Here is a 26,110-nt window from a genome sequence, read left to right as displayed (position 1 = left end):
TCCTGCCCCGCACACCGTCACACTCCCGCAACACCGCCGTCCCTTCGGCCACACGTCCCGGCGGTACGGTGGAGCGCACCGTCCACAGCCCGGCCACCGTCGCCCGAAGGCACCTCCGCCCTCGCCCGACAGGAGCCCTGTGTCCCGCCCCGCGCGCCCGGCCCGTCCGCTTCCCCCCTGGCTCACCCACGCCCTGCGCGCCCAGCGGGGCCCGGTGCCGTGGAGCGCGGTCGTCCGGGGCGCGCTGTCCGCCGGGCCGCTCCTGCTCGCGGCGGTGCTCACCGGCCGGGCCACCCTCGGGGTCGTCGCCGCCATCGCCGCCATGCTCGCCGGGATCAACGACCGTCCCGGCAGCCGCCGTTCGTCCGTGCACCGGATCGGAGTGCCCGCGCTCGCGGGGACGGCCGGGGTGTTCGGCGGGACGTACGCCGGGGACCACCTGGGGGCCGTACCGCTCACCCTGGCGCTCACCGTGCTCGGGCTCGTCGCCGGAGGGATCTGCGCGATCGGGCCCGTCGCCTCCGCCGCCGGCACCCAGGTGCTCGTCGCCACGGCCGTCGGCGCCGGGATGCCGTTGCCCGAGAGCGCCGGGGTGCGGGCGTCGGCCTTCCTCGCCGGCGCGGCCTGGCTGCTGGCGCTGCGGCTGGCGCTGCCGACCCCGCGCGCCCTCGCCGGCGACTTCCGGTTCGACGGGGAGCGGGCCGCCGTCGCCGAGGTGTACGACGCGGTCGCCGGCCTGCTGGACGCCGCCGGCACCGAGCGGGCCACCGCGCGCCGGGCCGCCCTGACCGCCGCCCTCGACCACGCCCAGGACGCCCTGGCCGGGCCCCGGTTGCGGCGGTACGCCTCCTCGTCCGCCGAGCGGCGGCTGCACGCCCAGTACGCCGCCGCCCTGCCGCTCGCCGAGGCCGCGACCGCGCTCGCCTGGGCCGGGGAGGCCGTGCCCGACCGGGCCGGCGAGGGACCCCGGCGCCTCGCCGCCGCCGTGCGCGGCGGCACCCACACCGGGCCGCTGCCCGCGCCCTCCCGGTCGGCGCCCGCCCTGCGCGCCCTCGACGACGCGCTGCTGCACGCCGCCGAGGCCTTCGACCGGGGCCGGGAGAACCGGAACCTGCACGCCCGCCGCCGTACCGTGCGGGACCGCGTCTGGACCGTGCTCGGGGCCGGCGGACGGGAGTACGGGCTGCGTGTCGCCCTCTGCTTCGGCGCCGGCGCGGGCATCGCCCAGGCGCTGCACCACACCCGCTGGTACGGACAGCACACCCACTGGTACTGGCTGCCGGCCACCGCCGTCTTCCTCGTCAAGCCCGACCTCGGGCCGCTCGTCTCCCGCGTGCTGTGCCGGGCGGCCGGGACGGTCGGGGGCGCGCTGGTCTTCGCCGGTTTCGCGGCCGTACTGCCGCGGCCCGAAGGGCTCGTCGCGCTCGTGGCGGTCAGCGGGGCCCTGATCCCCGTGGCCACCCGGCACTTCGCCGCCCAGACCGCCGTCGTCACCGTCCTCGTGCTCGCCCTGGTCATGGTGGGCGGCGAACCGCCAGCGTCCGTCGGGCGGATCGGCGAGACCCTGCTGGCGTGCGTGATCGTGCTCGTCGCCGGCCATCTGCCGGTGCCCGGGCAGCGCGGCGGGGGAGTGCGGGCCCGGCTCACCGCGGCCGGGGACGCCGTCTCCGCCTACCTCACCCACGTGCTGGGCGAGTCGGGCGCCCGCGCGGACGGGGACGTGCGGGAACTGCGGGCCGTGCGCTGGACGCTGCGCCGCGAGGCATACCGGACGCTCGCCGAGGCGCGGGGCGCCGTCGCGCTCGCCGCCGCGGAACTGCCCGCGCTCGCCCGGCACGCGCGGGGCGCCGACCAGATCGTCACCACCCTCGAACAACTCGTCGACGCCACCACCGCGTGCGCCGTGCACCTCGACGACGCCGGCCGGCTCACCTCCCGGCACACCGACCGGCTCACCGAACTCCTCGACGCGCTCGCCGGGGAACGCCACCGCACCGGGCTGCGCGTCCCGGAGGCCGCCGCGGTGTCCGCCCTCGCCGGCTGACGCCACAACGGCCCCGCGGGGCACCGCGGGGCCGTACCGTGACACCATGACGCCTCCCCCCGCCGATCTCGTCATCACCCGGTGCACGGTGCTCACGCACGACGAGCAGGAGGAGATCGGCTTCGCCGAGGACGCCTCCGTCATCGTGCGGGACGGTGTCGTCGAGGCGGTCGTCAGCGGAGCGGAGGCCGGAGGGGTGCCCGCCCGCGAACGCATCGACGCCCAGGGGCAGATCGCCCTGCCCGGACTGATCAACTGCCACACCCACGCCCCGATGGCCGCCCTGCGGGGGATCGCCGAGGACCTGCCGACCGACGCCTGGTTCAACGACGTCGTGTGGCCCGTCGAGTCCAACCTCACCGCACGCGACGTGGAGTTGGGGGCACGCCTGGCCTGCGCCGAGATGATCCGGGCCGGGGTCACCTGCTTCGCCGACCACTACTTCTCCATGGACGCCGTCGCCGCCGTCGTCGAGGAGTGCGGGATCAGGGCCCATCTCGGTGAGGCGTTCTTCTCCTCGCAGGGTCCCCGGGGCCGGGAGAGGTCGCTGGAGTTCGCGCTGGCGCACCGCGGCGGCGCGGGCGGCCGGATCACCACCGCCCTCGCCCCGCACGCCCCCTACACCGTGGACGACGCCGATCTCGCGGCCACCGCGGACCTCGCCCGCGCGCACGGCCTGCCCGTCCATCTGCACGCCGCCGAGAACCGCGACCAGACCGCCACCAGCCTGGCACGGCACGGCGTGACCCCCGTCGAGGTGCTCCGGCGCACCGGCCTCCTCGACACCGACGTCCTCATCGCGCACGGCACCGGCATCCTCGACGAGGACCTGCCCGCGCTCCGCGACGCCGGCGGCCGTGTCGCCGTCGCCACCGCGCCGCGCGGCTACCTCAAGTTCGGCTGGCCCAGCACGACACCGGTCCGGGCGCTGCGCGAGATCGGCGTCCCGGTCGGGCTCGCCACCGACGGCGCCGCGTCCAACAACTCCCTCGACGTGTGGGAGTCGATGGCGCTGACCGCCCTCGTGCAGAAGTCCACGACCGGCGATCCGCGCTGGCTGACCGCCCGTCAGGCCCTGCACCACGCCACCCTGCAGAGCGCGCGGTCCGTCGGCCTCGGCGACACCGTCGGCAGCATCGCGCCGGGGCGGCGCGCCGACATCGTGCTGGTCGACCTCAACGGCCCGCACACCCAGCCGGTGCACGACCTGGCCGCCACCCTGGTGCACAGCGCCCGCTCGTCCGATGTGCGCACCACGATCGTGGACGGCCGGGTGCTGATGCGCGACCGCGGGCTCCTGACGATCGACGTGCCGTCCGTCGTACGGGAGTTGGGGGAGCGGCTGCCCGCGCTCCTGGACCGCGGCCACGGCCGGCGCATCCAGGAGTACGACACGTAGGAGCCGCCGCGGTGCCGCCGAAGAAATCTCACGGCACGGCGATGAGTTCCGCGACCGGCCCCGGTCACCCCTGTGGACGGACCGTTGCACAGAAAGGACGCCGATGTCGCTTCCGGAGATCGTTTCGCGTGAGCGGTGGCGCGCGGCACGCGAGGAACTGCTGGTCAAGGAGAAGGCGGCGGCCCGCGCGCGGGACGCCCTCAACGCCGAGCGGCGCGCCCTGCCCATGGTCGAGATCACCGAGGAGTACGTGTTCGAGGGCGGGGACGGCAAGGCCACCCTGCTCGACCTGTTCGAGGGCCGGCACCAGCTCGTCGTGCACCACTTCATGTTCGCGCCCGAGTGGGACGCGGGCTGCCGGGGCTGCTCGGCCTTCCTGGACCAGGTCGGCCAGCTCGCGCACCTGCACGCGCGCGGCACGACCTTCGCCGCCGTCTCCCGGGCGCCCCTCACCCGCATCCTCCCGTTCAAGGCGCGGATGGGCTGGGCGGTCCCCTGGTACTCCTCCCGCTGCACCGGCTTCAACCACGACTTCGAGGTGACCCTCGAACGCGACGGCGAGCTGGTGGAGCGGCCCGGTCTGAGCTGCTTCCTGCGGGACCGGGACCGCGTCTTCCACACCTACTCGACGTACGGGCGCGGCCTCGACGGGCTCGGCTCGACCACCGGGTTCCTGGACCTCACCGCGCTGGGCCGGCAGGAGGAGTGGGAGGAGCCCAAGGGGCGCGCGTCCGTCTTCGGGGCGCCCGCCGGCGGCGAGCCCGTGCGCTATCACGACGAGTACGACGACTGACACGGACCGTCGCCTCGGATGATGCGCCGTGCCCACCCGTTCACGGACAGCGGTGAACGGGTGTCAAGTACGTCTCAGTACCGTCACCGGCCGAGGCGAACCGCACCCCGCGGGCGTTAACTCCTACAAGTACGACGCCACTGGAGGTGCAGGATGGTGAACGGGCGGACGGTGCTCGAACGCTTTCCCGCGGGCGGGCCACGCGGATCATGGCCGGCCGAGGAGTTCGCGCACGCGCGGCGTATGGAGGGCCTGCCGGCCGAGGTCGTGATGGACCTGGCGACGGACGCCTTCCTGGTGATCGTCCGCGGTGACGCGACGGCGGACGCCACGGCCTGAGAGGGCCGAACGCCCGGTCAGCGCGGTTCCGGCGCGGGCACCCGGGCCGTGAACTGCTCCGCCTGGAGCGAGTACAGCTCCGCGTACAGCCCACCGGTGGCCAGCAGCTCCTCCGGGGTCCCGGACTCCACGAGCCGGCCCTGGTCGAGGACGTGCACCAGATCGGCGTGGCGGACGGACGCCAGCCGGTGCGTGATCAGCACGACGGTCTGGCCGGCCGAGGCCAGGGCGCGGATCTTCTCGAAGACCTCCAGCTCCGCCCGGGCGTCCAGGGCGGCCGTCGGCTCGTCCACGACGAGGATGCGGCCGCGCCGGTAGGCGGCCCGGGCGATCCCGAGCCGCTGCCACTGGCCGCCGGACAGCTCGTGACCGCCGCTGAAGTGCCGCGCCAGCAGGGTGTCCAGGCCGCGCGGCAGGTCCGCCACCACGTCCTGCGCCCCGGCCTGGTCCAGCGCGGACGCCAGCCGTTCCTCGGTCAGCGGCACGGACGAGCGGCCGACGGCCACGTTGACCCGGGCGGTGAACGGCCAGCGCTTGAAGTCCTGTGCCACCATCGCGATGCGCTCGGCGAGCTGGTGCCGGTCGGCGGCCGACGCGTCGACGTCGTCCCACAGGATGCGGCCCCGGTCCGGGGTGTAGAGGCCCGCGAGCAGCTTGACCAGCGTCGTCTTGCCCGAGCCGTTCTCGCCGACGAGCGCGACGATCCGGCCGAGCGGCAGGGTGAGCGTGACGTCGTCCAGGGCCGGGCGGGACGACTCGCCGGGGTAGGAGAAGCTGACGTGCTCGAAGCGGACCTCGCGCGGGTCCTCGGGCAGCGGCTCCCCGCCCTCCGGGATCGCCCGTTCGGCGGCCTCCGCGTACAGCCGCTGGAGATCACCGACGAAGAGGGCCTCCTCGTGGAGCGCGTTGACCTCCAGGACGAGGCTGTCCAGGCTGGAGGAGCCGGTCCGGATCGCGATGACCGCCGTACCGGCCACCGAGAGCGCCATGGCACCGGCGAGCAGCAGCCCGCCGAGCGTCGCGTAGGTCGCGACGGTCGCGAACCCCGTCCAGGCCGCCGCGATCAGCCCGGTGCGCGCCGCCAGCCGGGCCAGCCGGGCCTGCTCGGCCTCGGCCGTCTCGGACATCGCCCGGTAGTGCCGCAGCAGGAACGGTGCCACGCCGTGGACGCGGATCTCCGGCGCGGCGGCCGGCTCGGTCAGCAGCCCGCTGATCAGCTGGCCGGCGCGGGCGTGCTGCACCCAGGTGTGGAAGGACTCGTAGCGGCGCCGGGCGTTGGTCAGGGCGCTCCAGGCGCTGGGCAGCGTCATGGTGGCGAGCAGCGGCAGCAGCGCCGGGTGCAGGACGGTGAGGACACCGGCGGCGGCGATCAGTGAGATGGCCGCGTTCACGACCCGGGTGCTGTACGCGATCATGCGGCGGGCGGACGACGCGCCGTACTGCGCGGTGTCCAGCAGCTTGTGGAAGGCGTGGTCCTCGATCGCGGCCAGCTCCACGGCCGCCGCCCGCTCCAGGTACAGCTCGGTCGCCACCCGCTCCACCTTGGGCTCCAGCCGCCCGGTGGCGTACGTCGAGGCGGCGCGCAGCAGCGTCGAGACGACCATGACGGCGGCCATGGCGACGAGCGCGGGAGTGGCGTCCCGCAGCCGTTCGTCGATGGCCCCGCCGCCGATGAGCCGCCCCAGCACGCTGTTGACGGCCAGCAGCGCGACGGCCTGGGCGAGGCCCCGCGCGATCTCCGCGACCAGCACGGTGCGGGCGGCCCGCCGGTCGGCCTGCCAGGCGAGCCGGAAGCTGGTGGCCAGCAGGGACGGCAGCCGCCGCACCATGGCCCGCAGGTTCAGCTCCAGGAAGGCGTTGTGGTGCTGGCTCCATCCCGTGTCGTACCGCAGCGGTCCGCCGAACAGCAGCCGCTCCGACTCCGACACCCCGGAGTCCTCACCGCCGTGCTTCTTCCCCACCTCACGCCCTCCCCCGGACCCGTCGCGACGGAGGGCCCACTATGGCGGGGCGGACGCGTGCGGCGGCAGGGCGCGGGCCGGGCGGGCGGATGCGCGCGGGCGTACGGGCGGCGGCGCCCCGGTCAGGGGTACGCCCCAGGCGCGGGTCAGCCCGGTACGGGTCAGCCGGTGGGGCTCACGCGCTGAGCTGGCGGGACCAGCTCGGGGTCGTGCCGATCACCCGGCACAGCGCCAGATACAGCGGGATCGGCGGCGTGTACGGCACCGTGCCGTCCGGCAGATGGATCAGCCGGGGCGTGTCGGGGACGAGCGCTCCCGTCGAGTAGCGGACGGACTCCGGCCACTCCAGGGCGTAGTCCGAGTCCGAGGGGACGATCCACCACCAGTGCGACTCGTCGGCGTACACGCACCCCACGCGCGGCAGCCGGGGCAGCACCAGGGGGCCGATGCGGGCGGGGACCGCCACCGCGTCGCACCCCAGCGGAGCCGTCATGCCCTGCGGGAGGAGAAGACGCCGCGGCGCGGCCGTCGTGCGCATGCCGCGGCGGAAGCGGACCAGCGAGTCCAGGCTCAGCGCCTGACCGCCGCCGGACAGACCGATCACAGCCATACGGCCCCCGTTCCCGTCCCGTCGTGGCGTCCCCGGGCGTCGTCCTCGTCGTCCGACCCGCCGGCCGGTCCCGGCTTGGGCCGCGACCCCCAGCCGAGGTCGCCCCGCGGTTCCCCGTCGGCCGCCGGGGCGCCGGCCGCGGTGCGCGGCAGTTCGGCCCACACGACCAGGCCGGAACCGTGTTCGTGAGCCCCCCACGCATGGCAGAGCGCGTCTATGAGGAGCAGCCCCCTGCCGTGCTCCTCCTCCTGACGCGCGGGCGACGAGTGGGGCTCACCCGTCGCGCACCCCTCGTCGCGCACGGCTATGCGGACGAGGTCGGCGCCGTCGTGCAGTTCGCACACGATGTGCTCGCTGGCGGTGTGCACGATCGCGTTGGTGACCAGCTCCGACACGACCAGGGCCGCCGTCTCGCAGGTGTCCTCGCACACCGACCACACGCTCAGCCGCGCCGCGGTCAGGCGTCTGGCCTGGGCGGCCGAACCCGGGTGCGCGGCCAGTTCGAAGCGGAACCGGCGCTCCCCGGCCCTGCGCTGGGGGCCGACTCCCTTCCCCGCGGCGGAGTCCGAGCGGGTGGGAGGAGCCCCGTCGGCACCGAGACCGTGGGGGACCACAGTGGCGTCTGTTCCTAAGGGCGGGGACGGAATCACGCTTGCCACTATCGCCCCGCCGTGAACACTTGGCAAGTGTCACTCTGAAAATTGCAGAGTGCCGTATGACTCTCTGGAAGGCCATGGCACACTGCTCGCAACAGCAAGTCGAGCGGCGCCAATTGGGATCACCGAAGACCCCTCAGGATCTTCGAACGGATCTTCGAATGGCGCCGTCGTCCTGTCGGCGACCAGCACCCCCGCCCCCGTGCGGCGGGCCCGCTCCCGTCGGCGGGACCGAGTCGGTCAGTCGTAGATGAGCCGGCCCTCACGGGCCGACCCGTGTCTGGAGGTGGACGTGAGCGAGCCGCGGTCCGCACCGACGGTGGGCCAGGTCGTTCTCGGCCGGCGCCTGCTCGACCTGCGCGAAAGCGCCGGTCTCAAGCGGGAGGAGGCCGCCCGCATCCTGCGGGTCGCGCCCGCGACGGTCCGCCGTATGGAGATGGCCGAGGTCTCACTCAAGATCCCGTACCTCCAGATGCTGCTGAAGGCGTACGGCATCTCCGACGCCGAGGCCGAGGCCTTCGTGCACCTCGCCGAGGAGGCGAACAAGCCCGGCTGGTGGCAGCGGTTCCACGACATCCTGCCGGGCTGGTTCTCCATGTACGTCAGCCTGGAGGGCGCGGCGGCACTCATCCGGTCCTACGAACCGCACTTCGTCCCCGGGCTGCTCCAGACCGAGGACTACGCGCGCGGTGTGCTGCGCTCGGGCGCCATCGGCCAGACCAGCCCCGACGACATCGAGCGCCACGTCGCCCTCAGGATGCGGCGCCAGCGTCTGCTCACCCGCGAGGACGCGCCCCGGATCTGGGCCGTGATGGACGAGACCGTGCTGCGCCGCCATGTCGGCGGCCCGGAGGTGATGCGTGCCCAGATCGACAAACTGCTCGACGCCACGAAGCTGCCCAACGTGACGCTGCAGATCGCCCCGTTCGCCAACGGGGTGCATCCCGGCACGTTCGGCCCCTTCGTGCTGTTCCGATTCGCCATGCCGGAACTCCCGGACATGGTCTACAGCGAGTACCTGACCGGCGCGGTCTACCTCGACGCGCGCAACGAGGTGGCGACCCACCTCGAGGTCATGGACCGCATGGCGGCACAGGCCGCTACGGCACAACGCACGAAGGAGATCCTGCGGGATCTCCGCAAGGAGCTGTGAATGGATCGCATCAAGCCGCGCATACCCGTCTACAACGGCATGCCCGCGCGGGACTTGGGCACTGAGGGCTGGCACAAACCGTGGAGCGGAGGCAACGGCGGCAACTGCCTGGAGGCGATGAAACTCGCCGACGGACGCATCGCCGTCCGGCAGTCCACCGACCCGGACGGGCCGGCGCTGATCTACTCGACGGACGAGATGACGGCGTTCATCGAGGGCGCCAAGGCGGGAAAGGCGGACTTCCTGCTCTCCTGACCTCGCGCACGACCCGTTGCTGACCTGTTGTGTTCCTGCAATTCCCCTAAACTGGTGCTGAGTTGATGATGTACTGCCGACGGATCTTAGGGAGCTCGCGATGACCGGGCCGCACCCCGCCGAGATCGACACGAGCAAGCCGCACCCCGCGCGGATGTACGACTGGTATCTCGGCGGGAAGGACAACTACCCCGTGGACGAGGCCATGGGCCGGCAGATGCTCGCCCTGGACCCGCGGGTGCCGGTCATGGCACGGGTCAACCGCGCGTTCATGCACCGGTCCGTGACCTGGCTCGCGCAGCGGGGGGTGCGCCAGTTCCTGGACGTCGGCACGGGCATACCGACCGAGCCCAACCTCCACCAGGTCGCGCAGCGGATCGCGCCCGACGCGCGCGTCGTCTACTGCGACAACGACCCCATCGTGCTGGCGCACGCGGAGGCCCTGCTGCGCGGGACCGACGAGGGCGCCACGCACTACCTCCAGGCCGACATGCGCGACCCGGACGCCATCGTCGAAGGCGCCCGCAAGGTGCTGGATCTCGACCGCCCGGTGGCCCTCTCGCTCATCGCGCTGCTGCACTTCGTCCCCGACGAGGACGGCGCGCACGAGCTGGTCGGCCGCCTGCTGTCCGAACTTCCCTCGGGCAGCCACCTGGTGATGACCCACGCGACCGCCGACTTCACCCCCGAGGAGTCGGAGGTGGCCGCCGGAAAGCTCCGCGCGGCGGGCGTCTCCCTGGCCCTGCGCTCCCGCGAGGAGTTCACCCGGTTCTTCGACGGACTGGAACTCGTCGAGCCGGGGGTGCGGGTGCCGCACCAGTGGCACCCGGAACTGGGCGACCCCGTCCCCGGACAGGACGACGGGATCATCCCCGGGTACGGCGCGGTGGGGCGCAAGCCGTAGGGGTTCCGACGTCCTGGCCCGCCCGGACGTCGGAAGTGCGCTTCTCGGGCAGTTCGAAGAACGCGCTCGATACGGGGCTTCCCGGGCCGTCCTCCGGCGGGTCAGCCGCGGTCCGGTGCCGGCGGCAGCACCCCGCACAGGGCCTCCAGCGCGGCCTCGTAGGCGTGCTCCGGTGGTGTGGCGTAGCCGACGACGATGCCGTCCCGGGCGGGCATGGCCGCCCGGGACGCCGCCGGGTGCCGGAACGCGGCGAGGCCGTCCAGCGCGACGCCCTGCCAGGCCGCCGCCTTCACCGTGGACCGCTCGGTGCCGGGCGGCAGCCTCAGCACCGCGTGCAGTCCGGCGGCGACACCGGTGACCTCGACGTGCGGGGCGTGCGCGGCGAGGGCGGCCACGAGGCGGTCGCGCCGGCTCCGGTACCGCTGCCGCATCCGCCGTACATGCCGGTCGTAGCCCCCCGACACGATGAGGTCGGCGAGGCTCAGCTGGTCGAGGACGCTCGCCCACGCCTCACGCTCGCCCTTGGCCGCGAGCACGCCCCCGACAAGCCGCTCGGGCAGCGCCATCCAGCCCAGCCGCACCGCGGGGGACAGGCTCTTGCTGACCGAGCCGATGAAGACCACCTGCTCGGGGTCGAGGCCCTGGACGGCCCCCACCGGCCTGCGGTCGTAGCGGAACTCCCCGTCGTAGTCGTCCTCCAGCACCACCGCGCCCCGCGCGCGGGCCCAGTCGGTCACGGCGGCCCGGCGCTCCGCGTGCAGCGGACCGCCGGTCGGGAACTGATGCGCCGGGGTCAGCAGCACGGCCCGTTCGCGCGCCAGCAGGCCCACGCGGGCGCCGTCCTCGTCGAGGGGCAGCGGCACCGTCCGCACCCCCGCGGCGGCGAGCAGCTCCCGGTGGAACCCCAGTCCGTACGCCTCCACGGCCAGCGGGCCGCGCAGCACCCCGCCGGGCGCGCCGCGGTCCTGCCCGAACAGCAGCCGCAGCGCGTGGGCGAAGCCGGAGCAGATCACGATGCGGTCCGGCCGGGTGCGCACACCCCGCGCGCGGGCCAGATACTCGCTCAGCGCCTCCCGCAACTCGACCCGCCCGGCGGGGTCGCCGGGCCCGAAGACCTCGTTCGGCGCCCGGTGCAGGGCCCGCCGGTAGGAGGCCAGCCAGGCCGCGCGGGGGAACGCCGACGCGTCCGGGGTGCCCTGCCGCAGGTCGTGCCGGGGACCGCGGGCCCGCGCCGGGGCCCCGCGGGGCAGGCGCTCCGTCCGCCGGGCGGGACGGGTCCGCTCGGCCACCCGGGTCCCCGAGCCCTGCCGGGCGGTGAGCCAGCCCTCGGCCACCAGCTCCGCGGACGCGTCCGCCACGGTGTTCCGGGCGACCCCGAGATCGGCGGCGAGCGACCGGTACGGCGGGAGCCGGGTGCCCGGCGCGAGCCGCCCCGCCCGCACCGCCTCGCGCAGCGCCCGCGCGAGCGCGGCCCGCCGACCGCCCGCACCGGCGTGCGCCGCCAGATCCAGAGGCAGGTCGGCCCCGATCCGCTCGGCCGAATTGACCCATGATTCCGCCATGGAATTGCACCCTACAGCCGGTCGCCGACCGCCGTAGGTTGGAGCGCATGACGACGAACACCAGCGCGAACGGCGGCACTTGGGGCTCCAGCGGGACGGCCGACGGGGCCACCCCGGACATCGACGCGGGGGTGGCCGCGGCCGAGGCCGCGCGGACCCGCCTGGACTTCGCGAAGGCCGCTCCCAAGGTCTTCCGCGCGATCATCGGCCTCGACGCCGCCGCCCGGGAGGGCCTCGACCCCGCCCTCGTCGAACTCGTCCAGATCCGCGCCTCGCACCTCAACCACTGCGCCTACTGCCTGCACATGCACACGAACGACGCCCGCAAGGCCGGCGAGAGCGAGGACCGGCTGCACATGATCGCCGTCTGGCGCGAGGCCCGGCACTTCTTCACCGAGCGGGAACAGGCCGCCCTGGCCCTCACCGAAGCGGTGACCCTGGTGTCGGAGGGCGGTGTGCCGGACGACGTCCACGCCCGCGCGGCGGCCCACTTCGACGAGGGGGAACTGGCGCAGCTCCTGGCCCTGATCATGACCATCAACACCTGGAACAGGGTGGCCCTGGCGACGGGCAAGGTGGCGGGGACGGACGAGCGGCGCCGGACGAGCCGGTAGGCGGCCGCACCCCTACACCGTCATCGGCCGGTCGTACGGCGATATCGGGGCCGGCAGGCGCGAACTCCCGGTCAGATAGCGGTCGACGGCCGCCGCCACCGCCCGGCCCTCGGCGATCGCCCACACGATGAGCGACTGCCCCCGGGCGGCGTCGCCGGCGGCGAACACGCCGGGCACGTTCGTCGCGAATCCGGCGTCCCGGGAGATCGTGCCGCGCGGCTCCATCTCCAGCCCGAGCTGGTCGACCAGCCCGTCCGTGCGGTCCGGACCGGAGAAGCCGAGGGCGAGCAGCACCAGGTCGGCGGGCAGCGTCCGTTCGGTGCCGGGCACCGGTTGGCGCAGCGCGTCCACCTCGACCAGGTGCAGCCACCCCACATGCCCGTCCTCGTCGCCGGAGAAGCGGAGCGTGGACGCGGCGAACAGCCGGGCGTCGGCGTCCGCCGCCGGAGCCGACCCCAGGTCCCGCGCCTCCTCGTGCGCGACCGACAGCCGGTAGACCTTCGGATACGTCGGCCAGGGCTCGGCGCCGTCGTCCCGCTCCACGCCCGGCTGGGCGTAGATGTCCAGCTGGGTCACGGACGCCGGGCCCTCCCGCACGGCGGTCCCGAGACAGTCGGCGCCGGTGTCACCACCGCCCACGATGACGACGTGCTTCCCGGCGGCCGACATCGGGGACGTCTCCAGGTCCCCCTCGCACACCCGGTTCGCCAGCGGCAGATACGCCATCGCCTGCTCGACACCACGCAACTCCCGCCCCGGCACCGGCAGCTCACGCCAGGCCGTGGCCCCCGTGGCGAGCACCACGGCGTCGTAACGCGACCTCAGCTCGGCGGCCCCGATGTCCCGCCCGACCGCCGTCGACGTCCGGAACCGGGTCCCCTCGGCACGCATCTGCTCGATCCGCCGCTCCAGATGGTGTTTCTCCATCTTGAACGCGGGGATGCCGTACCGCATCAGCCCGCCGATCCGGTCGTCCTTCTCGTACACGGCGACCGTGTGGCCCGCGCGGGTCAGCTGCTGGGCCGCGGCGAGCCCGGTGGGCCCCGACCCGATCACCGCGACCGTCCGCCCCGACAGCCGGTCCGGTGGGCGCGGCGGCGTGAAGCCCTCCTCCCAGGCCCGGTCGGCGATCGCGCACTCGACGTTCTTGATGGTGACCGCGGGCTGGTTGATCGCCAGCACGCACCCGGCCTCGCAGGGCGCCGGGCACAGCCGCCCGGTGAACTCGGGGAAGTTGTTCGTCGCGTGCAGCCGGTCCGCCGCGGCCCGCCAGTCCTCCCGCGAGACCAGGTCGTTCCACTCGGGGATGAGGTTGCCCAGCGGGCAGGCTTCGTGGCAGAAGGGGATGCCGCAGTCCATGCAGCGGTCGGCCTGCTCGCTGATGATCGGCAGCAGCGCCCCCGGGACGTAGACCTCGTCCCAGTCCCGCACCCGTTCCCCGACCGGCCGGCGGGGCCAGTCCTGGCGGGGGGTGTTCAGGAAACCCTTGGGATCGGCCATGGCCGTCTTCCTCGCGCGTGTGTCGCGTCCGCGGGTCACGTCCGCGTGCCCCGGCGGTGTGCCGTGCGTCGTCGGGCGCCACCCTTCCGGCCACGATACGTCCCGCCCGGCACGTGCGCAGGTGGCGGACAGCGCTTTCCCGAGGCTCCTCGGCCGCTTGGTCCTGCCGGTGAGCAGCCCCGAACCCGGAGGTGACGGATCAGCTGAGCGCCAGCGCGTACGACACCGTCGCGGCGGCCGAGGCCACCGTGCGGACGTGGTTCCACGCCGACCACTCCCGCACGTACGCCGGCCAGTACGCGCTCGCCTCCTGCGTGCCCGGCTCCAGCTTCTCCAGCGCCTCGTTCCGGGGCACGTTCGCCACCATCGTCACCCCGAACGAACCGAACAGATACAGCGCGCTGCCCAGCAGCAGCTCCACGGTCACCCCGTCCGGCCACAGCACGAAGGTCACCACGGCGATCACCGCGCACAGCACCGCGGACCCCAGGAACAGCAGCAGGAACGCCGGCATCAGCGCGGCCCTGTTGACCGCCCTCATCGCCGCCACGCCCTGCGCCGGGGGCAGCCCGGCGAGTGCGGGCATCACGAACGTCGAGAAGGCGCAGAAGACGCCCGCCACCAGCCCCGTCCCGACCACACCGATCACGACGAGTACGAAGTACGGCCCGCCCATCATGTCCAACGTCACCTCCCGTGTCCCACCGGGATCCCGCCCGGCCCCTCCGGTCACCACCAGGAAATACCTGTGCGACTACGGTGCCCATGGCCGAGCGCCCCGATCACATACGTGAGCGTCCACGGAGGCCGGGGGCTCCGGCGGTGTCCCCGCCGGTGTGCCCGCCGACCGACGCCACGGCGCGCGGTCACGTCCACGGAGGCCGGGGGCTCCGGCGGTGTCCCCGCCGGTGTGCCCGCCGACCGACGCCACGGCGCGCGGGGACAGGCGCCCGCCGGTCGCGTCGGTCCGGTCGGCCCGTCAGAGGCGGGCGGCGGCGTCCTGGTACGCCGTGCCGGGCGGCCGGCCCTGCGCCTGCCCAGGCACGTCCGTCGGGCTCGGGACGTCTGTCGGGCTCGGGACGTCTGTCGGGCTCGGGACGTCTGTCGGGCTCGGGACGTCCGTCGGGCTCGGGACGTCCGTCGGGCTCGGGACGTCCGTCGGGCTCGGGACGTCCGTCGGGCTCGGCGTCTTCGGCGCCCGGCGGGCCTGGGCCGGTGGGGTCGGGCGGACCCGCGTCCTCGGTGTCGGGGGCCCCGCCCCCACCCCCACCCCCGCCTCCCCTCTCCCCCCGCCACCCCCGCAGGGCCGTCTCCACCGTCGCCGCGATCCTCCGGCGCGCCTCGTGCCGTGGCAGCCCGCACATCAGCAGCTCGTCGTACGAGGTGTCCAGGTGCCGCACCGACGCCGCGACCGCCGAGGAGACGGCGCCCTCGGACAGCGCCCGCCCGGCCGCGCTGCGGCCCACCCGCCCGCTGCCCCGCACCGACGCGTGCCCGGCGATGTCCCGCGCCCGGTCCGGTGGGCACCCGGGGAACAGCCGCCGTATCTCCGCCGCGAAGGCGTCCGCGAACCGCGCGTCCTCCCGCTCGCGCCGCCGTGCGTCCCTCGCCCGGCGCCGCCGCCGGGCCTCCGCGTCCGCCAGGCAACGCAGCTCCGCCCGCGCGAGCCCCGCCTCCTCGACCAGGACGCCCTGCCGCTCGTACCGCCCCTTGCGCCGGTTGAACCGGACGACCACCGCCGACAGCCCGCTCTCCTCCCGCGACCGGCGTGTCAACGCGGTGTCGCCGCGCGCCAGGAACACCAGGTGCCCGAGGTCGGCACAGTCGAGGCACCACGGCGCCCCGTCCTCCAGCACGAGCATCCGCAACGGCCCCGCACGGCACACCGCGCAGTGCCGCCTCCTGAGAGGCTGCACGACGAGCGGACCGGTGCGTGACGAGGGGGTGGCCGAGGGTGCCATGCCCGGTTCATCCCCTGTCCGCGCGGCCGGGGAACGTCCCGGCCCACCGCGCGCCCCACGGCATCGGGGTGCCGGGCCCCGCGGTCGCCGGCTGCCGCATGATGGGCCCTGTGCGACTCGAAGCGATCACCTGGGAGCGGCTCGCCGACCGGCTGGCCGAACGGCTTCTCGACCTCAGGCCGGCCGACGGCGGCGCCTGGCCGCGGGTGGCCCTCGACGGCGCTCCGGCGGCCCGCCCGGGGGAGCTGGCCGAGCGGGTCGCCCAGGCGCTGCGCGTCCGCGGCCGCCCCGCCCTCACCGTCGGCGTGGAGGGCTTCCTGCGGCCCGCCTCGGTCCGCCTGGAGTACGGGCATCAGGACCTGGACGCCTACTACGACGGCTGGTTCGACACCGGTGCCCTGTGGCGCGAGGTCTTCGGCCCCCTCGAACCCGGCGGCGACGGCCGCGTGCTGCCCGACCTGTGGGACCCGGTCACCGACCGGGCGACCCGCAGCGCCTACACCCGGCTGCCACCCGGCGGCGTGCTGCTGCTCCACGGACCCCTCCTTCTGCGGCACTGGTTCCCCTTCGACCTGACCGTCCACGTCCTCCTCTCATCCGGCGCACTGCGCCGCCGCACCCCCGAGGCCGACCACTGGACCCTGCCGGCCTTCGAGCGCTACGACCACGAGACCGACCCGGCGGGCACGGCCGACGTCCTGGTCCGCGCCGACGACCCCCGTCACCCCGCCTGGAACGGCTGACCGCGCTTCCCCGCCGCCGCCCCGGAAGCGGCGCCGGGCACTCCAGGTGCGTGGGTCTCCGGGCCTGGAGAGAATTGACCCCGCCTGGACAACGGTGCGTCCCGCGCCGCGCCGGCCGTCCGACGACGGGAGGTAGTCCATGACCACTGCCGGAGACATCATGCACCGCGGTGCCCAGTGGATCCCGGCTCACGAGACCCTGGACCGGGCCGCCCAGTTGATGCGCGACCTGGGCGTCGGAGCCCTGCCCATCAGCGACCACAACGAACGGCTCTGCGGCATCCTCACCGACCGCGACATCGTCGTCAGCTGTGTGGCCATGGGTCACGATCCGGGCAAGGTCACCGCCGGTGAGATGGCCCAGGGGACCCCGCGCTGGATCCCGTCGGACGCCGACATCAGCGATGTCCTCCGCGAGATGACGGACCACCGGATCCGCCGGCTCCCGGTCATCGAGGACAAGCGCCTCGTCGGCATGATCAGCGAGGCCGACCTGGCCCGGAACCTGCCCGAGAGCGACGTCGGCCACTGGGCCGAGAGCGTCTACGCCTACAGCGGGGAGACGGTGACGCGCTGACAGCCGGCCCACGGGGGCACCGACGGGGTCACCTCCCGGACGCCGCTGCCCGGCCACCCGTGCCGGGCGGGGGCGTGACGCGGCTCAGAGCCAGCCGTTGCGCCGGAACCCGCGGTACAGGACCACGCAGGCGACGGATATGACGACCAGCACGAGCGGGTAGCCGAAGGTCCACCGCAGCTCCGGCATGTGCTCGAAGTTCATCCCGTACACCCCGCACACCATCGTCGGCACGGCGACGATCGCGGCCCACGCCGTGATCTTCCGCATGTCCTCGTTCTGGGCGACGGTGACCTGCGCCAGGTGTGCCTGCAGGATCGAGTTCAGCAGTTCGTCGAAGGCGAACAGCTGCTCCTTGGTCCGCAGCAGATGGTCGGCGACATCGCGGAAGTACGCCTGTATCTCCGGGGGCACCACACGGATCGGCACGGTGGCCAGTTCCTCCAGCGGACGGCTGAGCGGCACCACGGCCCGCTTCAGTTCGAGGAGTTCACGCTTGAGCTGGTAGATCTGGCCCGGGTCGGCCCGTGCGCCGTTCTCCGCGAAGACGTCCGTCTCGACCTCGTCGATGTCCTCCTGCACCGAGTCGATGACGCTCAGGTAGTCGTCCACGACGTGGTCCGCGATCGCGTGCAGCACCACGGCCGGCCCCTTGGTGAGCTGCTCGGCGTTCGACTCCAGCTCCTCGCGCAACGGGCCGAGCGAGCCGTGCCGTCCGTGCCGCACGGTGATCACGAAGTCAGGGCCGGTGAACACCATGATCTCGCCCGTGTCCACCACCTCGCTGGTCGACGTGAGCTCCTCGTGCTCGACGTAGCAGACCGTCTTGAACACGGCGAACAGCGTGTCGTCGTACCGCTCCAGCTTCGGTCGCTGATGCGCCTCCACCGCGTCCTCGACTGCCAGCGGATGCAGGGCGAACAGCTCCGCGATGCCGGCGAACTCCTCGTCCGTGGGCTCGTGGAGCCCCAGCCAGACGAAACCGCCGCCGCGCTTGCGTACCCGCTGCAGGGCGTCGGTCACGTCACCGCTGTCCGGGACGCGCGCACCGTCCTGATAGGTCACGCAGTTCACCACCGAGGAGCCCAGCGGGGATCTGGCCGGATGGCTCAGGTCGACGCGGGGACGCCGATGAGCCAGCCGTGCCACCTTGCGCAGGCCGCCGACCTTCGAAAGGCCGGTGACCTTGCGCAGATTCCCTGCCATGGACATCTGGATCTCCCTGCGTCGGATCTCCTGCGCGGGTCATCTCGACGGCCGCCCCGCCGTGTTCTCGCCGCGGAGTGCGTCGTGGCCCGTCAGTCTGCCAGGTGGGGGTGAGACGCGGGTAAGCCTGTGGGAGCAGCGCATTCCGCTTGGTTCCCGCCTGTGGACGACGCGAGCGCACCCGTATCCAGGCGAGGTCGGGAAGGGGAAATTCGGGGCGCCGGGGCCGAGCGTCGGCCTCTTCGGACAAGGGCGGCAACTGGGATGATCGGCCCATGACGCGAACCGACGGATACCTCCTCGACAACCGGCAGGCCGAGGCAGCCGAGCGCTTCGACGCCTTCGCCGCACTCTTCGACCCCACGACGTTCCGGCACCTCGAACGGCTCGGCACCGGCCCCGGCTGGCGCTGCTGGGAGGTGGGCGCCGGAGGCACCTCGGTGGTGTCCTGGCTGGCCAAGAAGGTCGGCCCCACCGGGCGTATCGTCGCCACCGACATCGACACCTCCCTGCTCGCCCCCGCCGCCCGCCCGCCGGTCGAGGTGCGCGCCCACGACGTCGCCGCCGACGAAGCCCCGGGAGAGGACTTCGACCTGGTGCACGCCCGGCTCGTCCTCGGCCATGTGCCGGACCGGGAACAGGCGTTGAAGTCGATGATCGGCGCCCTGCGTCCCGGCGGCCGCCTGCTGATCGAGGACGCCGACCCGGCCCTGCAGCCCCTGCTCTGCCCCGAGGACCACGGCCCCGGGCAGCAGCTCGCGAACCGGCTGCGCCACGGCTTCCGCACGCTGCTCGCCGAGCGCGGCGCCGACCTCTCCTACGGCCGCCGGCTGCCGCGCCTGCTGCGCGAGGCCGGGCTGCGGCGGGTGGAGGCCGACGCCTACTTCCCGCTCGCCTCGGCCGCCTGCGCCGCGCTGGAGTCCGCCACCGTCCGGCAGATCCGCGACCGGCTGGTCGCCGAAGGCATCGCCACCGACGAGGAGATCGACCGCCACCTGGCGAACGTGTCCGCCGGCGGCATGGACCTGGCCACCGCACCGATGATCTCGGCGTGGGGACGCAAGGCGCCGGAGGACAACGGCGGCTGACCCGCGCCGCCGGACCTCACGTCACCGAGGGGGCCTGCCGCCCACCCGTCCCACGGCCAGCGCACCGGCCCGGCATCCCTCCCGCGCCGCCTCCTCGGGGACGGCGCCCCTGAGCAATGCGGCCAGGAAGGCGCCCGTGAAGGCGTCCCCCGCCCCGGTCGTGTCCCGCGCCACCGCCGGTTCGGCCGGAACACGGGCGCTCACGGTCCCGTCCCGGGCCACCAGCGCCCCGTCCACGCCCTGCTTGGCGACCACCAGCGGCACCCGGCGGCTCAGTTCGGCCGCGGCCCGCGCCGCGTCGGCCGCTCCCGTGAGCAGGCGGGCCTCGTCCCGGCTGGGCAGCAGGACGTCCACTCCCGCCACCGCCTCCAGGAAGCGGTCGACGCCCAGGCGCACCAGGAACCCGGCCGACGCCGGGTCCAGACTCACCCGCACGCCCCGCGCGCGTGCCGATCGCAGAGCCGCCGTCACCAGCGCCCGGCTCGGCTCCGAGAACAGCAGATAGCCCGACAGATGCAGATGACCGACTCCGTCGAGCAATTGCTCCGACCAGTCCCCGGGGTCCAGCCGCAGGGACGCGCCGCTGTCCGTGAGGAACGTCCGCTCGGCGGCGGCACCGCCGTCGACCAGGCAGATCACCGTCCCGGTCGGCGCCCGCGGGTCGACGACGAGCAGCGGCCGTACCCCGCCGGCCGCCAGCTCCCGCTCGTGCCAAGCCGCCGAGTCCGCCCCGACCCGGCCCAGCAGCCGTACGTCCGCGCAGCCCCGGTACGCCGCCCAGCAGGCCACGTTGGCGCCCGCGCCGCCCGGCACGGTCCGGATGGCCGCCGCCGTGTCCGTGCCGGAGGCGAGCGCGCCGTGGTGGCGGGCGACGACGTCCGTCACCACGTCCCCGACGACCAGGAGGGCGCCCGGCGAGGGCGCCGGGTCGCGCGCCGCTTCCGCCGCGCTCACACCCCGGTCCAGGCCGCCGCGATCCGCCCCGCGAGCCGTACGTTGCCGCGCACCGCCGCCAGGTTGGCGCTCAGAGAGGCGCCATCGGTGTGCCGTACCAGATAGTCCAGCAGGAACGGGGTGACGGCCTGGCCGGTCACGCCGCGCTCCTCGCACGCGTGCAGCGCATCGGCCAGCACACGCGCGTGCAGCGCGGGATCGAGCTGTTCCTCCTCCGGCACCGGGTTGGCGACGATCAGCGCCGACGCGGGCCCGTCGAGGTCGTCCTGAGCACGCATCACCTCGGCCACCTCACGCGGCGAGCGCAGCGTCCAGTCCACCGGGTGTCCCGAGTCGGACAGGTAGAAGCCCGGGAAGCGCTCGGTGCCGTACCCCGCCACCGCCACCCCCAGGGTCTCCAGCCGCTGCAGGGTGGCCGGGACGTCCAGGATCGACTTCACGCCCGCGCACACCACCGTGACGCGGGTCCGTGCCAGCAGCCCCAGGTCGGCCGACTCGTCCTGTGTCACCGTCCACTCGCGGTGCACGCCGCCCAGACCGCCCGTCGCGAACACCCGCACGCCGGCCAGCGCCGCCAGCTGGGCCGTCGCCGACACCGTCGTCGCACCGCTCGCCCCGGCCGCCACCGCGAGCGGCAGATCCCGGTGCCCCAGCTTGCGGATGCCGTCCTCGTTGGCGATCCGCTCCAACTGCTGCTTGTCGAGGCCGACGTGCGGCCGTCCGTCCAGTACGGCGATCGTCGCGGGGACCGCGCCCTCCCGCCGTACGACGTCCTCCAGTTCCAGCGCCACCTGGAGGTTGCGCGGACGGGGCAGCCCGTGCGCGATGATCGTGGATTCCAGGGCCACCACCGGGCGACGCGCGTCGACCGCGTCCCGCACTTCTTCCGACACCACCAGCACCACGCGACCGCCTCCTGTCTGTCGGTACTCCCTCATCCCTGGCGACACACGCGCCCGGTCAAACCCTTGCGGCCTGTGGAGGACGACACCAGCCTGGAGCGCATGAAGGACAACACCGCACGTCTCGACCATGTCGTCCTGTGGGTCCGTGACCCGGTGGCCGCCGCCGGCTTCTACGAGAAGACAGTCGGCATGGAGCCCGTCCGGCTCACCGAGTTCACCGAAGGGACGGTGCCGTTCCCCTCCGTCCGCCTCAACGACGAGACGGTCATCGACCTCATGCCGCTCACCATGGCCGAGCGGATGAAGATGCTGCCCGGTGCCGCGGAGAGCGCCGGCCACCCCGTCCATCACGTCTGCCTCGCGCTGCCCGGCGAGGACTTCGACACCCTGCGCGCCCGCTTGGAGGAGGGCGGCACACCGGTGTCGGACATCGCGCGCGACTCCTTCGGCGCCCGCGGGAACGCCACGCGCAGCTTCTACTTCCGCGACCCCGACGGCAACGTGTTCGAGGCCCGGCACTACGACTGACCCGGGGACCGCGGGAGGAGGCCACGCGCGCGGCCTCCTCCCGCACGGCTTCGGCGTCGGACCGGCCGCACTCCGTCCAGCGCCCCGTGCGGGTTGAGCACGCACTTGCGGCCGGCGCCTTGGTCGAACTCGGCGTAGCCGGCCGGTGCGTCCTCCAGGACGGTCACGGTGGCGTCGACCGACTTCGCGATGTGGACTGCCGTCGCGCGGCCACCGGCCGCAGCGGTCCATGGCGGCCTGAAAAAGGCCCCGTTCGAGGGCGGGGTGCCGCCTTCAGTCGCCCGCGACGGCTCCCGTCCGTCCGCTCCGGGTGAACAGGGCCAGCGCCGCCAGCGGCAGCAGCAGACAGGCGGCGAAGAAGTTCAGCCACGCGTAGCTGGCCGTGGCGACGACGAGCCCCGCGGCCGCCCCACCGATGCCCGCCGAGGCGTTCATCACGAGGTCCGACAGGCCCTGAGCGGCCGCTCGCGCGGCCTGCGGCACCGAATCCGTGAGCAGCGCCGAACCCGAGACCAGACCCGCGGACCAGCCGAGACCCAGCACGAACAGACCGGCCGCCGTCTGCCCGTGCCGGCCGCCCGCCGTGCCGGCGAGGAACACCGCGCACGCCAGCAGCCCCACCGCCAGCCCGATCCCGGACAGCCGGCCCAGCCGGTCCGACAGCCGGCCCATCAGAGGGGCGAAGGCGTACATGCCCGCGATGTGCCCGCTGATGACCAGCCCGATCAGCTCGATGCCGGCGCCGTGATGCTCCAGGTCGACCGGGGTCATCGACATGACCGACACCATCGCGGTGTGCGCCACGGCGACCGCCACGACCGCCAGCCGGGCCCGCGGCGAGGCGGCCACGGCGGCCACCCCCGCGCGCAGGGAGCGCCCCGCGGGTGTCCGCTCCTCGGCCGGCGCGAGGGCACGCGCCGTCAGCAGCGGGTCCGGGCGCAGCAGTACGGCCACGACCACCGCGGACAGCAGGAAGATCCCCGCCGCCCACAGGAACGGACCCGCCGCCGCGGGTATCCCGAGGCCGGTGACGCTGCGGCCGGCGGGGGCCGCGATGTTCGGCCCGATCACCGCGCCGATGGTGGTCGCCCACACGACCATCGAGATCGCACGCGCGCGCTGCTCGGGCTCGGCCAGGTCGGCGGCCGCGAAGCGGGCCTGAAGGTTCGCCGAGGAGGCCGCGCCGAACGCCGCCAGCCCGCACAGGAGCAGCGGGAAGCTCCCGGCCCGGGCCGCGACCACGCTGACCCCGGCACCCAGGGCGCCGATCAGATAGGCCAGGACGAGTCCCGGACGGCGCCCCCGCGCGGTCATCAGCGCGGCGAGCGGCATCGACAGCACCGCTGTGCCCGCGACGGTCGCGGTGGGCGCGAGCCCCGACAGCGACTCGGTGCCGCTGACCTCCTTGGCCAGGACCGCGGCGAGCGCGATGCCGGTGGCGACCCCGAGGCCGCCCAGGATCTGCGTCGCGATCAGCACGGCCGAGGTCCGGCGCCGCAGCGCCGCGAGGTCCTGGGGCGTCGCCGGCACGGCCGCCCGGCGCTCCACACTCGTCATGACGCCTGCCCGGACCCGGCGTACAGCCAGCCGGACGGCGTAAGGCGACACACCGGACCGGCCGCGTACGGACGGGTGAAAAATGTCGTCGTCACGGGCGCAGTCTCCCCCTCTGATGCGCGGGCCCAACCGATCGCGTCCGGCCGGTCCGCCGCGGGACGCCGCGCGGACACCGAGGCCGGTCAGAACAGCGGCTCGGGCAGGACCCCTTCCAGCGCGAGCAGCTTCCGCTTGGTCTCCAGACCGCCTCCGAAGCCCCCGATGCCGCCGCCGCTCTCCACGACCCGGTGGCACGGCACCACGACCGGCAGCGGATTGGCGCCCATCGCCATGCCGACCGCCTGGGCGGCGCCCGGCTGCCCGACGCGTCCCGCCAGATCGCCGTACCCGACGACCGCCCCGAACGGCACCGTAGAGGCCAGCTCGCGCAGGACCTGCCGGTTGAAGCCCGAGATCAGCGACCAGTCCAGCGGCAGCTCGAAGTCCTTGCGCGTCCCCGCGAAGTACTCGTCCATCTGGCGTATCGGCTCGGCGAGCAGGGCGGACCCGGGGTCCTCGACCGGATCGGCGCCGAGCCGCGCGGCCAGCCGCTCCAGTGCCTTCTCGCGTATCTCAGGCGTGGCGTGGAACACGACGCTGACCAGGCCGTCCCGTGTGGCGGCCAGCATCAGCGGACCGATGGCGGTGCCGACCACGGCCCACACCACTCGCTGCTCGTCCTGCCCGTGGCTGTCCATGTGCTCACCGTACGGGCCGCCACTGACAACGTGCCCCGGAGCGCCGCTCAGCCCGCCGGGAACGCGTTCCGCACCACGTCCGGACTGTTGCTGATGATGCCGTCGACCCCGTACCCGGCGACCTGCCGGGCCGTGTCCGCGTCGTTCACGGTCCAGGTGAACACCTCCAGCGGCCCGCCGTGCGGTCCGTCGAACTCGTGGACGGAGGAGACGTAGCCGGGGGAGACCGTGGTGTGCGAGGGGTTGATCTGGTCGGCGAAGACCGCGTACCGCGACAGGTCCGCCACCGACGGTGTGCCGAGCAAGCCGGTCTTCACCGCCGGCTGCAGCTCGTGGACGGCCCGGACGCTGTCGGCGCTGAAGCTCTGCACGATCAGCCGGCCGGCCAGGTGGGAGGCGTCGAGCCAGCCCTCGTCGCCGAGCACCTTCAGGGTCTGCTGCTCGATGTCCGGGTACAGCTCGGGGTTCTTGATCTCCAGCAGCAGCTTCTGCCGGTGCGATTCGACGCGGTCCACGTACTGCCGGAGGGTCGGTACGCGCGCGCCCGCGAACTCGGGTCCGAACCAGCTGCCCGCGTCCAGCCGGGCGATCTCCGTCGCGGTGAAGTCCTTCACCTTCCACGGGGAGCGGCCGGGAAAGACCTCCTCGACGTCCGTCGTGCGCTTCAGGTTGTCGTCGTGGATCACGACCAGCTCGCCGTCCTTGGTGCGCTGCACGTCGTTCTCGACCCACTCGATGCCGAGGCCGGCGGCCTTGTCGACGGCGGCCAGAGTGTTCTCGGGCGCATAGGAGGAGGCCCCTCGGTGGGCGATGACCGTCGGCCGCTCGGTCCGGACGCCCGCGCCGGCGGCGGGAGCGGGAAACAGCAGGGCGGCCGTTCCCAGCAGTGCGGCCGTCGTGGCGGCAACAGCGCGCGCGTGCATACGTACTCCTCGTGTCGGAGATCACGGTCAGTTCAACTCTGACAGCACAGGGTCAACGACGAGGGAGTACGGGTCGGCCACGGAGCGCCCGGAGTTGCCCCGTCCGCTCACTCGTGCCGCACAACTGGGGCAAGCCCGTGATTCTTTGCAGGAGAATCGTTCGAGCCTTGCGGTGGGGGTTACTCTCTGCCTCAACCCTGGTCCGCTCGGGCGGTCCCGGGAGGGGGCGCACGATCGAACATTCCGGGATGTAAACAGGCGGAAGGGCAGCCGCGTATGCAGGGGACGGTCGACGGTTTCAGCTATGGGATCGTCACACCGCTGGTGGCCTACCTCATGGCCTGCCTCGGAGGTGCGCTCGGGTTGCGCTGCACCACCAGGTCGATGCTCGTCGCGCGCTCCCGGCGCCCCGCCTGGCTCGCCCTCGGCTCGGTGGCCATCGGGTCCGGCATCTGGACCATGCACTTCATCGCCATGATGGGCTTCACGGTCGACGAGACGCCCATCCACTACGACAAACCGATGACGTTCGCGAGCCTCGCCATCGCCATCGTGATGGTGGGCGTCGGCATCTTCATCGTCGGCAGCCGCGGCGCGCGGGGGACGGCCCTGTTCACCGGCGGCACCCTCACCGGCCTGGGCATCGCCTCCATGCACTACCTCGGCATGGCGGGCATGCGCCTCGACGGCAGGCTGGAGTACAACACGCTCACCGTCGCCGCCTCCGTCGCGATAGCGATGCTCGCCGCCACCGCCGCCCTCTGGGCCGCCGGCCAGGTCAGGGGAGTGCTCTGGAGCGTCGGCGCCAGCCTGATCATGGGCCTCGCCGCCAGCGGCATGCACTACACCGGCATGGCCGCCCTCAGCGTCCACCTGCACGGCACGGGAGCCGCCACGGCAGGCGACTCACCCGCCTCCCTGCTCGCCCCGATGCTGGTCGGCCCGCTCGCCTTCCTGCTCCTTGCCGGAGCGGTCATGATCTTCGGGCCGCAGACGGTCCTGGGGCAGCCCGACAAACCGCCCGCCGAGGAGAAGCCCGGCGTGCCGGCCCACGCCACCGTCCCGCGCCAGCTCCGTCGCCCGCCCCAGACCGTCCGCCGGACCGTCCGGCGACCTGCCAGGGCCCCGCAGAACCACTGAT

25 protein-coding genes and 1 pseudogene are annotated in these 26,110 nt (G+C 73.8%); 13 read left to right on the top strand and 13 right to left on the bottom strand.

Annotation, left to right across the window (positions count from 1 at the left end; genetic code table 11):
- Positions 1 to 139: 139 nt before the first annotated feature.
- The 4 genes from ACFRAC_RS13370 (at position 140) to ACFRAC_RS13355 (ending at position 4,575) form a co-directional block, all read left to right on the top strand.
- Positions 140 to 2,044, top strand: coding sequence for an FUSC family protein (locus tag ACFRAC_RS13370; RefSeq protein ID WP_382924015.1), 1,905 nt, complete (start codon positions 140 to 142; stop codon positions 2,042 to 2,044).
- A 46-nt stretch (positions 2,045 to 2,090) separates the two neighbouring features.
- Complete coding sequence (locus tag ACFRAC_RS13365) at positions 2,091 to 3,443, top strand: amidohydrolase (protein ID WP_382924014.1); 1,353 nt, start codon at positions 2,091 to 2,093, stop codon at positions 3,441 to 3,443.
- A gap of 103 nt (positions 3,444 to 3,546) precedes the next feature.
- Positions 3,547 to 4,236, top strand: a complete 690-nt coding sequence (locus tag ACFRAC_RS13360) for a DUF899 domain-containing protein (protein ID WP_382924013.1) — start codon at positions 3,547 to 3,549, stop codon at positions 4,234 to 4,236.
- 153 nt (positions 4,237 to 4,389) lie between these two features.
- A complete protein-coding gene (locus ACFRAC_RS13355) occupies positions 4,390 to 4,575 on the top strand; it encodes a hypothetical protein (RefSeq protein ID WP_062674732.1) in 186 nt (61 codons plus the stop codon).
- 17 nt (positions 4,576 to 4,592) lie between these two features.
- On the opposite strand, the gene ACFRAC_RS13350 is transcribed toward ACFRAC_RS13355, so the two are convergent.
- The 3 genes from ACFRAC_RS13350 to ACFRAC_RS13340 all read right to left on the bottom strand — a co-directional run bounded on the left by ACFRAC_RS13350 (position 4,593) and on the right by ACFRAC_RS13340 (position 7,805).
- Positions 4,593 to 6,536 carry an ABC transporter ATP-binding protein gene (locus ACFRAC_RS13350; protein WP_382924012.1) on the bottom strand — a complete coding sequence of 648 codons (1,944 nt, stop codon included), beginning with the start codon at positions 6,534 to 6,536 and terminating at the stop codon, positions 4,593 to 4,595.
- Between the two features lie 175 nt (positions 6,537 to 6,711).
- Positions 6,712 to 7,146, bottom strand: coding sequence for a hypothetical protein (locus ACFRAC_RS13345; protein ID WP_361343016.1), 435 nt, complete (start codon positions 7,144 to 7,146; stop codon positions 6,712 to 6,714).
- On the bottom strand, positions 7,137 to 7,805 hold the full coding sequence (locus ACFRAC_RS13340) for an ATP-binding protein (RefSeq protein ID WP_382924011.1): 669 nt from the start codon (positions 7,803 to 7,805) through the stop codon (positions 7,137 to 7,139). The genes ACFRAC_RS13345 and ACFRAC_RS13340 overlap by 10 nt, the downstream gene beginning before the upstream one ends.
- A 289-nt stretch (positions 7,806 to 8,094) precedes the next feature.
- On the opposite strand from ACFRAC_RS13340, the gene ACFRAC_RS13335 reads away from it, so the two are divergent.
- From ACFRAC_RS13335 to ACFRAC_RS13325, 3 genes are all read left to right on the top strand, one after another.
- On the top strand, positions 8,095 to 8,955 hold the full coding sequence (locus ACFRAC_RS13335) for a helix-turn-helix transcriptional regulator (RefSeq protein WP_382924010.1): 861 nt from the start codon (positions 8,095 to 8,097) through the stop codon (positions 8,953 to 8,955).
- Positions 8,956 to 9,210 (top strand): DUF397 domain-containing protein, encoded by a 255-nt coding sequence (locus ACFRAC_RS13330; RefSeq protein ID WP_361343026.1) that lies wholly within the window; start codon positions 8,956 to 8,958, stop codon positions 9,208 to 9,210. It abuts the gene before it with no gap.
- Between the two features lie 100 nt (positions 9,211 to 9,310).
- On the top strand, positions 9,311 to 10,114 hold the full coding sequence (locus ACFRAC_RS13325) for an SAM-dependent methyltransferase (RefSeq protein ID WP_382924009.1): 804 nt from the start codon (positions 9,311 to 9,313) through the stop codon (positions 10,112 to 10,114).
- Between the two features lie 101 nt (positions 10,115 to 10,215).
- On the opposite strand, the gene ACFRAC_RS13320 is transcribed toward ACFRAC_RS13325, so the two are convergent.
- A complete protein-coding gene (locus ACFRAC_RS13320) occupies positions 10,216 to 11,676 on the bottom strand; it encodes a PLP-dependent aminotransferase family protein (RefSeq protein WP_382924008.1) in 1,461 nt (486 codons plus the stop codon).
- Between the two features lie 47 nt (positions 11,677 to 11,723).
- Between ACFRAC_RS13320 and ACFRAC_RS13315 the strand changes: the two genes are divergently transcribed.
- A complete protein-coding gene (locus ACFRAC_RS13315; RefSeq protein WP_382924007.1) occupies positions 11,724 to 12,290 on the top strand; it encodes a carboxymuconolactone decarboxylase family protein in 567 nt (188 codons plus the stop codon).
- A 12-nt stretch (positions 12,291 to 12,302) separates the two neighbouring features.
- Here ACFRAC_RS13315 and ACFRAC_RS13310 read toward each other — a convergent pair whose 3' ends face one another.
- From ACFRAC_RS13310 to ACFRAC_RS13300, 3 genes and pseudogenes are all read right to left on the bottom strand, one after another.
- Positions 12,303 to 13,790, bottom strand: coding sequence for a glutamate synthase subunit beta (locus ACFRAC_RS13310; RefSeq protein WP_382924006.1), 1,488 nt, complete (start codon positions 13,788 to 13,790; stop codon positions 12,303 to 12,305).
- A gap of 199 nt (positions 13,791 to 13,989) precedes the next feature.
- Complete coding sequence (locus ACFRAC_RS13305; RefSeq protein ID WP_382924180.1) at positions 13,990 to 14,469, bottom strand: DUF1772 domain-containing protein; 480 nt, start codon at positions 14,467 to 14,469, stop codon at positions 13,990 to 13,992.
- A gap of 607 nt (positions 14,470 to 15,076) precedes the next feature.
- A pseudogene (locus ACFRAC_RS13300) lies at positions 15,077 to 15,751 on the bottom strand (DUF2293 domain-containing protein); the annotation flags it as partial.
- A 110-nt stretch (positions 15,752 to 15,861) separates the two neighbouring features.
- Here ACFRAC_RS13300 and ACFRAC_RS13295 point away from each other — a divergent pair.
- The gene (locus ACFRAC_RS13295) at positions 15,862 to 16,494 is read left to right on the top strand and encodes a uridine kinase (protein WP_382924005.1); all 633 of its coding nucleotides are present in this window, start codon (positions 15,862 to 15,864) and stop codon (positions 16,492 to 16,494) included.
- 139 nt (positions 16,495 to 16,633) lie between these two features.
- On the top strand, positions 16,634 to 17,071 hold the full coding sequence (locus ACFRAC_RS13290) for a CBS domain-containing protein (RefSeq protein ID WP_382924004.1): 438 nt from the start codon (positions 16,634 to 16,636) through the stop codon (positions 17,069 to 17,071).
- 84 nt (positions 17,072 to 17,155) lie between these two features.
- On the opposite strand, the gene ACFRAC_RS13285 is transcribed toward ACFRAC_RS13290, so the two are convergent.
- Positions 17,156 to 18,283: a magnesium and cobalt transport protein CorA gene (locus tag ACFRAC_RS13285; protein WP_382924003.1), complete on the bottom strand. Its 1,128-nt coding sequence runs from the start codon at positions 18,281 to 18,283 to the stop codon at positions 17,156 to 17,158.
- 269 nt (positions 18,284 to 18,552) lie between these two features.
- Between ACFRAC_RS13285 and ACFRAC_RS13280 the strand changes: the two genes are divergently transcribed.
- Positions 18,553 to 19,365 (top strand): methyltransferase, encoded by an 813-nt coding sequence (locus ACFRAC_RS13280; protein WP_382924002.1) that lies wholly within the window; start codon positions 18,553 to 18,555, stop codon positions 19,363 to 19,365.
- A 21-nt stretch (positions 19,366 to 19,386) separates the two neighbouring features.
- Here the strand turns inward: ACFRAC_RS13280 and ACFRAC_RS13275 are convergent, their stop codons facing one another.
- Together ACFRAC_RS13275 and ACFRAC_RS13270 are read right to left on the bottom strand one after the other, a co-directional pair.
- Complete coding sequence (locus ACFRAC_RS13275) at positions 19,387 to 20,319, bottom strand: carbohydrate kinase family protein (RefSeq protein WP_382924001.1); 933 nt, start codon at positions 20,317 to 20,319, stop codon at positions 19,387 to 19,389.
- Positions 20,316 to 21,224 (bottom strand): pseudouridine-5'-phosphate glycosidase, encoded by a 909-nt coding sequence (locus tag ACFRAC_RS13270; RefSeq protein ID WP_382924000.1) that lies wholly within the window; start codon positions 21,222 to 21,224, stop codon positions 20,316 to 20,318. The genes ACFRAC_RS13275 and ACFRAC_RS13270 overlap by 4 nt, the downstream gene beginning before the upstream one ends.
- Before the next feature lie 99 nt (positions 21,225 to 21,323).
- Between ACFRAC_RS13270 and ACFRAC_RS13265 the strand changes: the two genes are divergently transcribed.
- A complete protein-coding gene (locus ACFRAC_RS13265) occupies positions 21,324 to 21,752 on the top strand; it encodes a VOC family protein (protein ID WP_382924179.1) in 429 nt (142 codons plus the stop codon).
- Positions 21,753 to 22,025: 273 nt separating this feature from the next.
- Here the strand turns inward: ACFRAC_RS13265 and ACFRAC_RS13260 are convergent, their stop codons facing one another.
- The 3 genes from ACFRAC_RS13260 to ACFRAC_RS13250 form a co-directional block, all read right to left on the bottom strand.
- Positions 22,026 to 23,309 carry an MFS transporter gene (locus tag ACFRAC_RS13260; protein ID WP_382923999.1) on the bottom strand — a complete coding sequence of 428 codons (1,284 nt, stop codon included), beginning with the start codon at positions 23,307 to 23,309 and terminating at the stop codon, positions 22,026 to 22,028.
- A 182-nt stretch (positions 23,310 to 23,491) separates the two neighbouring features.
- The gene (locus ACFRAC_RS13255) at positions 23,492 to 24,046 is read right to left on the bottom strand and encodes a methylated-DNA--[protein]-cysteine S-methyltransferase (protein ID WP_361343069.1); all 555 of its coding nucleotides are present in this window, start codon (positions 24,044 to 24,046) and stop codon (positions 23,492 to 23,494) included.
- 47 nt (positions 24,047 to 24,093) lie between these two features.
- A complete protein-coding gene (locus ACFRAC_RS13250; protein ID WP_382923998.1) occupies positions 24,094 to 24,969 on the bottom strand; it encodes a glycerophosphodiester phosphodiesterase in 876 nt (291 codons plus the stop codon).
- 276 nt (positions 24,970 to 25,245) lie between these two features.
- On the opposite strand from ACFRAC_RS13250, the gene ACFRAC_RS13245 reads away from it, so the two are divergent.
- The gene (locus ACFRAC_RS13245) at positions 25,246 to 26,109 is read left to right on the top strand and encodes an MHYT domain-containing protein (RefSeq protein WP_382923997.1); all 864 of its coding nucleotides are present in this window, start codon (positions 25,246 to 25,248) and stop codon (positions 26,107 to 26,109) included.
- Position 26,110: the final 1 nt, after the last annotated feature.

The sequence above is a fragment of the Streptomyces sp. NPDC056628 genome (genome assembly GCF_042792555.1).
In the GTDB taxonomy this organism is placed as follows: domain Bacteria; phylum Actinomycetota; class Actinomycetes; order Streptomycetales; family Streptomycetaceae; genus Streptomyces.
This window is presented reverse-complemented; position numbering and strand designations above follow the sequence as displayed.

What these genes read in the sequence shown, in the direction of transcription:
- ACFRAC_RS13365 (WP_382924014.1), top strand. Translation starts at nt 2,091, where the DNA reads ATGACGCCTCCCCCCGCCGATCTCGTCATCACCCGGTGCACGGTGCTC.
- ACFRAC_RS13360 (WP_382924013.1), top strand. Translation starts at nt 3,547, where the DNA reads ATGTCGCTTCCGGAGATCGTTTCGCGTGAGCGGTGGCGCGCGGCACGC.
- ACFRAC_RS13355 (WP_062674732.1), top strand. Translation starts at nt 4,390, where the DNA reads ATGGTGAACGGGCGGACGGTGCTCGAACGCTTTCCCGCGGGCGGGCCA.
- ACFRAC_RS13345 (WP_361343016.1), bottom strand. Translation starts at nt 7,146, where the DNA reads ATGGCTGTGATCGGTCTGTCCGGCGGCGGTCAGGCGCTGAGCCTGGAC.
- ACFRAC_RS13330 (WP_361343026.1), top strand. Translation starts at nt 8,956, where the DNA reads ATGGATCGCATCAAGCCGCGCATACCCGTCTACAACGGCATGCCCGCG.
- ACFRAC_RS13325 (WP_382924009.1), top strand. Translation starts at nt 9,311, where the DNA reads ATGACCGGGCCGCACCCCGCCGAGATCGACACGAGCAAGCCGCACCCC.
- ACFRAC_RS13320 (WP_382924008.1), bottom strand. Translation starts at nt 11,676, where the DNA reads ATGGCGGAATCATGGGTCAATTCGGCCGAGCGGATCGGGGCCGACCTG.
- ACFRAC_RS13315 (WP_382924007.1), top strand. Translation starts at nt 11,724, where the DNA reads ATGACGACGAACACCAGCGCGAACGGCGGCACTTGGGGCTCCAGCGGG.
- ACFRAC_RS13310 (WP_382924006.1), bottom strand. Translation starts at nt 13,790, where the DNA reads ATGGCCGATCCCAAGGGTTTCCTGAACACCCCCCGCCAGGACTGGCCC.
- ACFRAC_RS13305 (WP_382924180.1), bottom strand. Translation starts at nt 14,469, where the DNA reads ATGATGGGCGGGCCGTACTTCGTACTCGTCGTGATCGGTGTGGTCGGG.
- ACFRAC_RS13290 (WP_382924004.1), top strand. Translation starts at nt 16,634, where the DNA reads ATGACCACTGCCGGAGACATCATGCACCGCGGTGCCCAGTGGATCCCG.
- ACFRAC_RS13285 (WP_382924003.1), bottom strand. Translation starts at nt 18,283, where the DNA reads ATGTCCATGGCAGGGAATCTGCGCAAGGTCACCGGCCTTTCGAAGGTC.
- ACFRAC_RS13280 (WP_382924002.1), top strand. Translation starts at nt 18,553, where the DNA reads ATGACGCGAACCGACGGATACCTCCTCGACAACCGGCAGGCCGAGGCA.
- ACFRAC_RS13265 (WP_382924179.1), top strand. Translation starts at nt 21,324, where the DNA reads ATGAAGGACAACACCGCACGTCTCGACCATGTCGTCCTGTGGGTCCGT.
- ACFRAC_RS13260 (WP_382923999.1), bottom strand. Translation starts at nt 23,309, where the DNA reads ATGACGAGTGTGGAGCGCCGGGCGGCCGTGCCGGCGACGCCCCAGGAC.
- ACFRAC_RS13255 (WP_361343069.1), bottom strand. Translation starts at nt 24,046, where the DNA reads ATGGACAGCCACGGGCAGGACGAGCAGCGAGTGGTGTGGGCCGTGGTC.
- ACFRAC_RS13250 (WP_382923998.1), bottom strand. Translation starts at nt 24,969, where the DNA reads ATGCACGCGCGCGCTGTTGCCGCCACGACGGCCGCACTGCTGGGAACG.
- ACFRAC_RS13245 (WP_382923997.1), top strand. Translation starts at nt 25,246, where the DNA reads ATGCAGGGGACGGTCGACGGTTTCAGCTATGGGATCGTCACACCGCTG.